This is a genomic window from Lacinutrix sp. (assembly GCF_037625555.1).
Classification (GTDB): Bacteria; Bacteroidota; Bacteroidia; order Flavobacteriales; family Flavobacteriaceae; genus Lacinutrix.
Genome location: NZ_JASJHV010000022.1, coordinates 21131 through 30517, shown reverse-complemented (window position 1 = coordinate 30517; position 9387 = coordinate 21131). Strand labels below are relative to the sequence as shown.

Sequence of the window (9387 nt, the reverse complement as noted above, 5' to 3'; positions counted from 1 at the left end):
GACAATCATATCATCATCAAAATGAAGTGTAACCTCTGGTGTAACTGTTTTAACCAATCCTTTTTGATTGATAATTAACAATTTATCTTCACCTCTAAACTCACCAACTAGCTCTCCTCTATTGTCTACATTTAAACGTTGTACTGTATCGTCAAACCATATTTTACGTGGTTTTAATGTAGAAACTCCTTTTTCTTTAAGTTCTATTTTCTTGATAGGATATTTAGTGGCTACATTACCTTTACTAGTACGACCTTTAATTAAAATATCAGCAAAATCAATATCCCATTTTAACTTTTTAACACTACCTACTTGGCGTAAGAAAACTGTAATTACTTCTGCTTCACCATTAGGATTTGCTGAGAAATACCACAGCTTAGAACTTTTAGTTCCATTTGTTAAATCATATTCTTTATCACGCGTCATTGAGGTAACGGCAAAACGCTTTATATATGAAGCGCCTTTACTACCATCACGATAAATCATGTTATAAATAGTACGTTTATCTTTCTTTTTAAAGATGGCTAAATGAATAATATCTTTACCAATAAAGGTTTTAGAATCTACTTTAGTCACCATCATTTTTCCATCTCCTGTAAATGCAATTATATCGTCAATATCACTACAATCGCAAACATAATCATCTTTACGCAAAGAGGTTCCTATAAAACCTTCTTCTCTATTAACATAAAGCTTCGTGTTTCTAATAATAACTTTAGTAGCGTCAACATCTCCAAAAGTTCTTATTTCAGTTTTACGCTCTCTACCTTCTCCATAATCCTTTTTTAATCTTGTAAAATAGGTAATTGCATAATCTATTAGGTTTGCTAAATCATGTTTTACTTCAGCAATACTATCTTCTAAAGCATCAATTTTTTGTTGCGCTTTATCAATATCGAATTTAGAAATACGTTTTATTCGAATTTCAGTTAAACGCGTAATATCTTCAACCGTTATGGCTCGTTTTAAATGTTTTATATCTGGCTGAAGTCCTTTATCTATAGCACTAATTACGCCTTCCCAAGTTTCTTCTTCTTCAATATCGCGATAGATTCTATTTTCTATAAAAATACGCTCTAAACTTGCAAAATGCCATTGTTCTTCGAACTCACCAAGTTTTATTTCTAACTCTTGTTTAAGAAGTTGTACGGTATTATCTGTACTACGACGCAACATTTCGGTTACACCAACAAATAAGGGCTTGTTATCTTCAATTACACAACCTAATGGTGAAATTGAGCTTTCGCAACTTGTAAAAGCAAATAATGCATCAATTGTTTTATCTGGTGATAAACCAGAAGGCAATTGAATAAGAATTTCAACATTAGCTGCTGTATTATCTTCAATTTTTTTAATCTTAATTTTACCTTTATCGTTTGCTTTTAATATGGAATCGATAAGTGATGATGTTGTGGTCCCAAAAGGAATTTCGGAAATTACTAAAGTATTCTTATATGTTTGTGAAATTTTGGCACGAACGCGTACTTTTCCTCCACGTAATCCATCGTTATAATTAGAGAAATCTGCTACTCCAGCTGTTGGGAAATCTGGAAGAATAGTAAAACGTTTACCTTGTAAATGTTTTATTGAAGCATCAATTAACTCTATAAAATTATGTGGTAATATTTTGGTCGATAAACCTACAGCAATCCCTTCTCCACCTTGTGCTAACAATAACGGAAACATAACAGGTAGATTGGTAGGCTCTTTTCTTCTACCATCGTAACTCTGTTGCCACTCTGTAATTTTAGGATTAAAAACAACATCTAAACCAAATTTAGAAATTCGCGCTTCTATATAACGTGAAGCTGCTGCGCGATCTCCTGTTAGTATATTTCCCCAGTTTCCTTGTGTCTCTATTAGTAAATCTTTCTGGCCAATTTGAACCATCGCATCTGCAATACTTGCATCTCCATGAGGATGATACTGCATCGTGTGACCAACAATGTTAGCTACTTTGTTGTAACGTCCATCGTCTAAATCCTTCATAGAATGCATGATACGACGTTGTACAGGCTTAAAACCATCTTCAATCGCTGGAACTGCACGTTCTAAAATTACATACGAAGCGTAATCTAAAAACCACTCTTTATACATTCCAGTAATTCTGGTAATGGTTTCTTGTGGTTCTTGGTTTTCGTTTGTTAGGTCGTCGTTTTCTTCTATCATCTACTTTTCTTCTTCTATTAAATCAACCTCAACCTTCAAATTATTAATAATAAACTCTTGTCTGGTTGGTGTGTTTTTTCCCATATAAAATGATAATAACTCATCTATAGACATGTTATCATCAAGCATTACAGGATCTAAACGAATATCGTCACCAATAAAATGAACAAACTCATCTGGTGATATTTCACCTAATCCTTTAAATCGAGTTATTTCAGGTTTAGGTTTTAATTCTTCTAATGCATCACGTCGTTCTTCTTCAGAATAACAATAAATTGTTTTCTTTTTATTTCGTACTCTAAACAAAGGTGTTTGTAAAATATACAAATGCCCTTCTTTTATTACTTCAGGAAAAAACTGAAGAAAAAATGTTATTAATAATAAACGAATGTGCATACCATCAACATCGGCATCGGTAGCTATTACTACGTTGTTGTAACGCAAATCTTCAAGAGATTCTTCGATATTTAATGCAGCTTGTAGCAAGTTAAACTCTTCGTTTTCGTAAACAATTTTCTTTGTTAAACCATAACAATTAAGCGGTTTACCTTTTAAACTAAAAACGGCTTGCGTATTAACATCTCGAGATTTAGTAATACTACCAGATGCTGAGTCTCCCTCTGTAATAAAAAGTGTAGACTCAAGATTTCTATCGTGTTTTATATCTCCAAAATGTACACGACAATCGCGTAACTTCTTATTGTGTAAATTAGATTTTTTAGCTCTGTCTTTTGCTAATTTTCTAATACCAGACAATTCTTTACGCTCGCGTTCTGCTTGCATAATTTTACGTTGAATTTTCTCAGCAGTATCAGAATTTTTATGCAAATAGTTGTCTAATTGTGTTTTTAGGAAGTCGTTAATATACGTTCTTACAGTTGGCAAGTTTCCTCCCATATCTGTAGAACCTAATTTTGTTTTTGTTTGACTCTCAAAAACTGGCTCCATTACTTTAATAGAAATGGCAGACACAATAGATTTTCTAATATCTGATGCATCGTATTGTTTACCAAAGAAATCACGAATGGTTTTAACAATGGCTTCTCTAAACGCTGTTAAGTGCGTTCCTCCTTGCGTTGTGTTTTGCCCGTTTACAAAACTATTATACTCTTCGCTATATTGCGTTTTACTATGTGTTAATGCCACTTCTATATCATCACCACGAAGATGAATAATAGGATAAAGCAAATCTGATTCTGCTATTTTTTCGGCTAGTAAATCTTTTAAACCATTTTCGCTAAAATATTTCTCGCCATTAAAAACTATGATTAAACCTGGATTTAGGTATACATAGTTTTTAAGCATCTTAACGATGTATTCTGGTCTGTATTTGTATTTTTTGAAGATGATTTCATCTGGAATAAAAGATACTTTTGTTCCTTTTCTTCTACTCGATTCTTCTAATAACTCTTGGTTAATTAAATTACCTTGTTCAAAATCTGCTGATGCACTTTTTCCATCTCGAGAGGATTCAACTCTAAAATAAGACGATAAGGCGTTAACTGCTTTGGTACCAACACCGTTTAATCCTACTGATTTTTTAAAGGCTTTAGAGTCGTTTTTTCCTCCTGTATTCATTTTAGAAACAACATCTACAACTTTACCAAGTGGAATACCACGTCCATAATCGCGAACAATCACTTTACTACCTTGAACAGAAATTTCTATGGTTTTTCCTGCTCCCATAACATACTCATCTATAGAGTTATCGAGCACTTCTTTTAGTAAAATATAAATACCATCGTCTGGTGATGAACCATCGCCTAATTTACCAATATACATACCTGGACGCATACGAATATGCTCTTTCCAATCGAGCGAGCGTATATTATCTTCGGTATATTTAGTTTGATCAGACATAGAATTGATTAAAATTTGTGATAGAACGCTAATATAATACAACGTTACAAAAAATGAAACTCTGCATTGATAAAGTAATTAACAATGTAGTTTGATAAGTATTATTGACAAAGAAACTATCTTTTTTATTAAAATAAATGTACAAAAAACGAGATGAATTACCATCTCGTTTTAGTCTTTTGTATAAATTTACTTTACTCTTTTTAGACATTAAAAAGAAAGTGCATCACATCACCATCTTTTAAAGTGTAAGCTTTACCTTCTACTCGCATTTTCCCTGCTTCTTTTACTTTAGCTTCGCTTCCAAAAGACACATAATCTTCGTACGCAATAACTTCGGCTCTAATGAAGCCTTTTTCAAAATCGGTGTGGATAACTCCTGCTGCTTGTGGTGCAGTAGAACCAATATTAATTGTCCAAGCTCTAACTTCTTTTACTCCTGCTGTAAAATAGGTTTGTTGGTTTAATAATTTATATGCTGAACGAATTAATTTTGCAGAACCTGGTTCGTCTAAACCGATATCTGCTAAAAACATTTGGCGTTCCTCGTAATCGTCTAATTCTGTAATATCTGCCTCTGTTCCTACTGCAAGCACTAAAACTTCAGCATTTTCATCTTTTACTGCTTCTTTTACTCTATTTACGTAATCGTTTCCATTAACTGCTGCACTTTCATCTACGTTACAAACATACATTACTGGCTTATCTGTTATTAATTGAGATGGTTTTACAAAATCGTTATATTCTTCTTCTGTAAACTCTAAAGCTCTAACAGATAGTCCTGCTTCTAAACCTGCTTTAAGTTTTAACAAAACAGCTTCTTCTTTTTGTGCTTCTTTATTTCCAGTTTTAGCAGCACGTTTTACTTTATCAAGCTTTTTATCTACGGTCTCTAAATCTTTTAACTGTAATTCTATATCAATAGTTTCTTTGTCGCGAATAGGATCTACACTATTATCTACGTGAACAATATTATCGTTATCAAAACAACGTAAAACATGTAAAATTGCATCTGTCTCACGAATATTTGCTAAGAATTGGTTGCCTAAACCTTCACCTTTACTTGCGCCTTTTACTAAACCTGCAATATCTACAATCTCTACTGTTGCTGGTAATACACGCTCAGGATTTACTAAAGCTTCTAATTTTTGAAGTCTAGGATCTGGTACGTTTACCACACCAATATTTGGTTCTATTGTACAAAACGGAAAATTTGCACTTTGTGCTTTCGCATTAGACAAACAATTAAATAATGTTGATTTTCCTACGTTTGGTAAGCCTACAATTCCTGCTTTCATTGAAATATATTTTTATTGTTTCCGTAAAGTTGGAAACCTCTTAGATTTTGCGTTTACAAATGTAGTTAATTCTTTAAATCTTCATTGAATACGTTTAAAATAATTTACTTATTTAGGAAATACTCAACTTAAATTGTTATATTTGGGAATCAGCATAAACTAATCATTATGAAATCATTTATTATACCTTTATTACTTCTATTATTTGTTTTTTCTTGCTCTAAAGACGAAAAGCCAAATCCAATTCCAGAAAATATTAATATTAAAGGAAAACTTTTAGCACCAAACAATCAAGATCCAATTGTGGATGCAAAAGTTGTTGCTTTTCAAAATAATATTACACAATACGAAACTACTACAGATCCTGAAGGTGTTTTTGTTTTGAATATTCCAAAAGGTGAATATGATATTTCTTTATCAAAAGGCTTGTTTTCTACCCAAAAACAAATTACTGTTGAAGTTGAAACTACCTTAGAAAATTATAAGATTGAAATACTACCAAATATTGGAGTTATTACCGGAAGTTATGATAATATTGAAAGTGTACTATATGGAATTGGATTAGTAAACCCTATTACTGGATTACCTTTATTCGATATTATTGATGGAATTACAACTAACAGAACCACAACTAATAAGCATTATCGTGGTAAGAACAATGGTATGGCAAATAGAAACCCAATATTAAATCCAAATGTAAGTTTTTCTTATACAGATTTAATGTCTAATCCTTCGCTTTTAGCTTCATATGACATTCTGTTTATTAATTGTAGCTCGCATTCTAATAATCTTTTGTACGAACAAAATTTAATGGACTATGTTAATAATGGTGGCTTTTTGTATGTTACAGACTGGTCTTCTAGTCTTTTAAACACAATCACTAATAATGATTCAGATTACTTATCTTTTTATACACCAAGAAGAAGTGGTCAATCTTTAACAACGACAGCAACTATTCTAGATGGGAATTTAAGCGCTTGGTTATTACTTAATTTTGGTATATCTATTAATGATACTCTAGAAATCAATGAGTTTTTACCTGGTTGGCAAGTGGTAGATTCTTACGACGCTTCAACAACTATTTCTTGGTTAAATGGTACAGTTGATTATAAAGATGATACCAATACAACTGTTACTGAAAACAAAGGATTAGCATTTACATTTTTGTTAGGCCAAGGTGCAATATTCTATTCATCATTTCATACTGAAAATGAAGAATTCGATTTTACAACAACAGATAGAGTTATGGAATATTTAGTTTTTGAAATGACAGATATTGAGTAAAGTAAAAAATAAATTTATAAAAAAAGCCAAACTAGTCTCGTTTGGCTTTTTTATATATCATTTAATATTATTTGTGCGTTATTATCCGTTAGGATGCATAAACTTCTGCTTTCCTAATAATACGTCTTCAGTTTCTACATGATCATCATCTGGAACACAACAATCTACTGGACAAACTGCAGCACATTGTGGTTCTTCATGAAAACCAACACATTCTGTACACTTATCTGGAACAATGTAATAAATTTCATCGCTTATAGGTTCTTGTGCCTCGTCTGCATCTACAGCCTTACCATCTGTTAGTACAATACTGCCTTCTAAACTTGTACCATCTTTATATCTCCAATCGTCTGCGCCTTCGTAAATTGCGGTATTTGGACATTCTGGCTCACATGCTCCACAATTTATACATTCGTCTGTTATAATAATTGCCATAGTAATTCTTTTATTTAGTTTGCGTAAATTTGCAGTTGTAAAAATAACGACAAAACACTTATTACGCAAGTATAGAATGGAATTACAACAAAGAATTAACGCTTTCGCTAAATTGGGAGCTTTTATTAGTCTGTTTACTTCTGAAGAATTGAACAAACAAGATAACATCCCTCACAATGATTTATTTTTTGATGGTTTTAAACACCAGATGAAACTTGCAAAAGAGCACAATGGATGGTTTACTCAAGCAAATATTGTATTTGCATTAAATGGATGGTGTTTATCCTTAACTGAAAGTCAATTAACAAAATGGACTTCTTCATACAAATTCAATAATACTACCTCACAAAATGTAGCTATTATTATGGCAGGTAATATTCCTTTAGTAGGTTTTCATGATTTTATATCGGTTTTAATTTCAGGGCATTCTGTTTTAGTGAAACAATCCTCTAACGATAAACATTTACTACCTTTTTTAGCTAAATATTTAGAACATGTAGAGCCAGAATTTAAGGGTAAAATTACTTTTACTCAAGAAAAAATGGAAAATTTTGATGCTGTTATTGCAACAGGAAGCTCTAATACTGCACGCTATTTTGAATATTATTTTAAAGATAAGCCATCAATTATTAGAAAAAACAGAAATTCGGTTGCTGTATTGTCTGGAAACGAATCTCATGAACAACTAGAGAACCTTTCAGAAGACATCTTTAGATATTACGGTTTAGGTTGTAAAAACGTGTCAAAGTTATTTTTACCTAAAGATTACAACTTCGATGCTTTTTTTAATGCTATGTATAAGTGGAATCCAATCATAAATGAATCTAAATATGCTAATAATTACGATTATAATAAAGCTGTATATATAATGAGTGAATTTAATATGCTCGAAAATGGCTTTCTTATGATTAAAGAAGATAAAAGCTTTGCATCTCCTATTGCTACAGTTTTTTATGAGTATTATGAAAACCCTAAAGCACTTGAAAGCATATTAAAAAATGAAGCAGAAAACATACAATGTATAGTCTCTAAAGGCTTTACAGCTAATGAAATTGATTTTGGCAACACACAAAAACCAAAACTTTGGGATTATGCAGATAATGTAGATACAATTGATTTTTTGTTAAAATTATAGTTGATAAATTATTAATTTCATAACAAAAAAACGCACTTTATTTAGCACCTTTGTATTCTCGTAAATTAAACTCATTTTTTTTTAAATGACACCTAATAAATACTGAAATTAAATTCAGAGCATCATGAAAAGACACAATTTTAGCGCAGGACCTTGCGTATTACCAAAAAAAGTAATCTTAAAAGCATCAGAAGCCTTATTAGACTTCGATAACGGTTTATCTTTAATAGAAATATCTCACAGAAGTAAGCCTTTTGTAGATGTAATGGAGAAAGCTAGAGCTTTAGCTCTAGAGCTTTTAGGTATAGAAGGTAAAGGCTACAAAGCATTGTTTTTACAAGGTGGAGCAAGTACACAGTTTTTAATGGTAGCACTTAATTTACTAGAAAAACGAGCTGGTTACTTAAATACAGGTACCTGGAGTGATAAAGCGATTAAAGAAGCTAAGATTTACGACGATATTTATGAAGTTGCATCTTCTAAAAATGCCAACTTTAATTATATTCCAAAAGGATACGATGTTCCTTCAGATTATGACTATTTTCATTGTACATCTAACAATACTATTTTTGGAACACAAATGAAAAGTTTTCCAAAAGTAGATATTCCTATGGTTTGCGATATGAGTAGTGATATTTTCTCTCGTACTTTAGATTTTTCTCAATTTGATTTAATTTATGCTGGAGCTCAAAAAAATATGGGTCCTGCTGGAACAACTCTTGTTGTTATAAAAGAAGACATATTAGGAAAAGTATCTCGCAAAATACCGTCGATGATGGATTATAAAGTGCACTTAAGCAAAGGAAGTATGTTTAATACGCCTCCAGTGTTTGCTGTTTACACATCTATGCTAACCATGCAATGGTTAAAAGATTTAGGTGGTATTAAAGCTATAGAAAAAGAAAACGAAAAGAAGGCTATTTTAATGTATTCTGAAATAGATTTAAACCCACTTTTTAAAGGTTATGCAGCAAAAGAAGACCGTTCTAAAATGAACGCAACGTTTACTCTGGAAAACGAAAATTTAAAAGAAACGTTCGAATCTATGGTTGCTGCAGAAGGAATTAATGGTATTTATGGTCATAGAAGTGTTGGTGGTTATAGAGCGTCTATGTATAATGCTTTAACGCTTGATAGTGTAAAAGTCTTGGTTGAGATTATGAGCGAATTGGAGAGTAAAGCTTAATTAGTTCTCAGTAAGCAGTC

Annotated in this window: 7 protein-coding genes; 3 read left to right on the top strand and 4 right to left on the bottom strand. The window is 31.8% G+C overall.

From position 1 onward, the window contains the following. From QNK89_RS01350 to ychF, 3 genes are all read right to left on the bottom strand, one after another. Window positions 1-2169 (bottom strand): DNA gyrase/topoisomerase IV subunit A (locus QNK89_RS01350; protein WP_340169184.1); only part of this gene is annotated, 2169 nt, incomplete at its 3' end. Continuing rightward, entirely contained in the window at window positions 2170-4029 is a 1860-nt protein-coding gene (locus QNK89_RS01345) for a DNA topoisomerase IV subunit B (protein WP_340169183.1), read from the bottom strand. Window positions 4030-4232: 203 nt separating this feature from the next. Further along, a complete protein-coding gene (gene ychF, locus QNK89_RS01340; protein ID WP_340169182.1) occupies window positions 4233-5327 on the bottom strand; it encodes a redox-regulated ATPase YchF in 1095 nt (364 codons plus the stop codon). 168 nt (window positions 5328-5495) lie between these two features. On the opposite strand from ychF, the gene QNK89_RS01335 reads away from it, so the two are divergent. Continuing rightward, a complete protein-coding gene (locus QNK89_RS01335; RefSeq protein ID WP_340169181.1) occupies window positions 5496-6611 on the top strand; it encodes a carboxypeptidase-like regulatory domain-containing protein in 1116 nt (371 codons plus the stop codon). 81 nt (window positions 6612-6692) lie between these two features. Here QNK89_RS01335 and QNK89_RS01330 read toward each other — a convergent pair whose 3' ends face one another. Then, window positions 6693-7046, bottom strand: a complete 354-nt coding sequence (locus QNK89_RS01330) for a 4Fe-4S dicluster domain-containing protein (protein WP_340169180.1) — start codon at window positions 7044-7046, stop codon at window positions 6693-6695. Window positions 7047-7122: 76 nt separating this feature from the next. On the opposite strand from QNK89_RS01330, the gene QNK89_RS01325 reads away from it, so the two are divergent. Next, on the top strand, window positions 7123-8181 hold the full coding sequence (locus tag QNK89_RS01325; protein WP_340169179.1) for an acyl-CoA reductase: 1059 nt from the start codon (window positions 7123-7125) through the stop codon (window positions 8179-8181). A 124-nt stretch (window positions 8182-8305) separates the two neighbouring features. Beyond that, entirely contained in the window at window positions 8306-9367 is a 1062-nt protein-coding gene (gene serC, locus QNK89_RS01320) for a 3-phosphoserine/phosphohydroxythreonine transaminase (protein ID WP_340169178.1), read from the top strand. Window positions 9368-9387 lie beyond the last annotated feature (20 nt).